At 42.4% G+C, this 1,963-nt stretch carries 1 protein-coding gene; it reads right to left on the bottom strand.

Annotated features, from left to right (window positions below):
• Window positions 1-1,904, bottom strand: a 1,904-nt coding sequence (locus AC1DWB_RS34265; protein ID WP_477545543.1) for an excinuclease ABC subunit UvrA, incomplete at its 3' end; no start/stop codon positions are given.
• Between the last annotated feature and the right edge of the window lie 59 nt (window positions 1,905-1,963).

Below are 1,963 nucleotides of genomic sequence, written 5' to 3'. Positions count from 1 at the left end.
AGCCTGACACTTATGGCTTCCTCGACATATCCTGTCCCGCCRCACATTTCACATTCCACGTCGATGAAGTTCCCGAATCCGACATGAAAATGCTTATTACCTTCTCCTTTGCAGGCTCTGCAGCCACCCTCGGAGTTAACTGTAAACAACCCGGCTGTATAGCCATTCTCCAGTGCTTCGGGCGTATTGGCAAATAGTGTACGAACACGATCCGTAATCCCAGTGTAAGTAGCTGGACAAGAAGTTTTACTTCTGCCGATCGGCTTCTGATCCACTACGATACATTTCTTAATATGTTCAGTCCCAATCACCGATGCATCGTCGTCCAACGACGGCACATCATCATGATCTTCATCTTCATGGATGAGCTTCCCTTTTAATAATTGCTTCAGCTTGGGGACAAGCGTATCATGGATCAAGCTTGACTTGCCACTGCCTGAAACTCCGGCAATACCTACCATCAGCCCAAGAGGGATGGAAACAGAAACATCCCGCAAATTATGCAGTTTCGCATGCTCTATTGTAAGCAATTTCTGGCGATCAATCGGCTTATAACCATGTTTGGCGTTTAATGTTTTTTCACCTGTAAGATAGGGCGCGGTTCTAGAGTTTTTGCAGGACATGAACTCACGTAAACTTCCTTGGAATATCCGCTCACCTCCATATATCCCAGCGTCAGGACCAAGATCTATAATATAGTCGGCAGCGCGCATGAAATTGTCGTCATGCTCTACAGCTACAACGGTGTTTCCGCGGTTAACGAGGTTTTGTACGATCTTGACCAGCATTTCCTTCTCAGCCTCATGGAGTCCGATTGTCGGTTCGTCAAATATAAAGATGATCGAATCCATCTCAGCGATAATAAAGGAAGCGAGGAATAGACGCTGAATTTCACCGCCTGAAAGCGTCGGCACTTGACGAGAAAGAGCAAGGTGATGCAATCCGACATCAACCATACACCGAAGTTTGAGGAGAATTTCATCAATCAGATTTTTACCAGGTAATACATCCTTCTGGCTTTGTAAGAACAGCAGCAGTTGGTCTATATACATAGTTTCGAGTTCAGTAATCGTTTTGTTCGCTATTGTTGTATGAATGGCCTGTTCACCAAGACCTGATCCCTTACATTTTGGGCAAGTGATGGAGATTGCCTTAATTCCCCATAAATTAATTTCTTTGTCAGCTGAATGGTGTCGAACGTTTTTGCTAGTCCAATGCTTCTGCATATCATGAAATATAACGACTGCCCCCACAAATCCACTTTTCCGGCACCCGTATTTAAACAATAACAATAACTCATCTGATAATGTACCGATCGTGCTGTTTATGTCTATATGATGCAGTTGGCAAAATTTTTTGAAATTGTCTCTATGATGTCTGTGCTTGATCAAAAAACCACCAAAAATGTTTTTGATCTGCATGTCCGGGTTAATAATTGCATCTTCGTCAATCTCATGATAACGTCCACTCCCTAGACATTTGACGCACATGCCCTTAGGTGAGTTTTTCTGAAAAAATTCCATAGAAAGAGGCAAACCATCATCATACATAAGGTCTCGCCTACCATATGCTGCGAATAGAATGGACAGTAAATTCCCGACTTTTGATCGTGTACCTACCGTACTTCTCGGATTAGATTGACGAATAATGCGCTGTTCAACTGCTACTGTAGGAGACAAACCGGTTATACGATCAAAATGGGAAACAGTATCCACAATAAATTGGGTTCCCGAAAATAAGAGATAACGACGCTTGCCCTCTTCATATAAGGTGTCAAATGCAAGACTTGATTTACCGCTGCCTGATACTCCTGTAATGATAGTTAGCTTGTTTCGCGGGATTCGTATATCGATATCCTTTAAATTATGTATTCGCGCACCTTTTATTTCAATATACTCATTCATGATACCCTCCAGTGTAGTTGTTATCATACATTATTTTCTATTTTATCGTACATATGTTC

This window comes from Paenibacillus sp. P4_E11, from assembly GCF_056401635.1.
The sequence above is the reverse complement of the archived record's forward strand: the minus strand, read 5'-3'. Positions and strand labels throughout refer to the sequence as shown.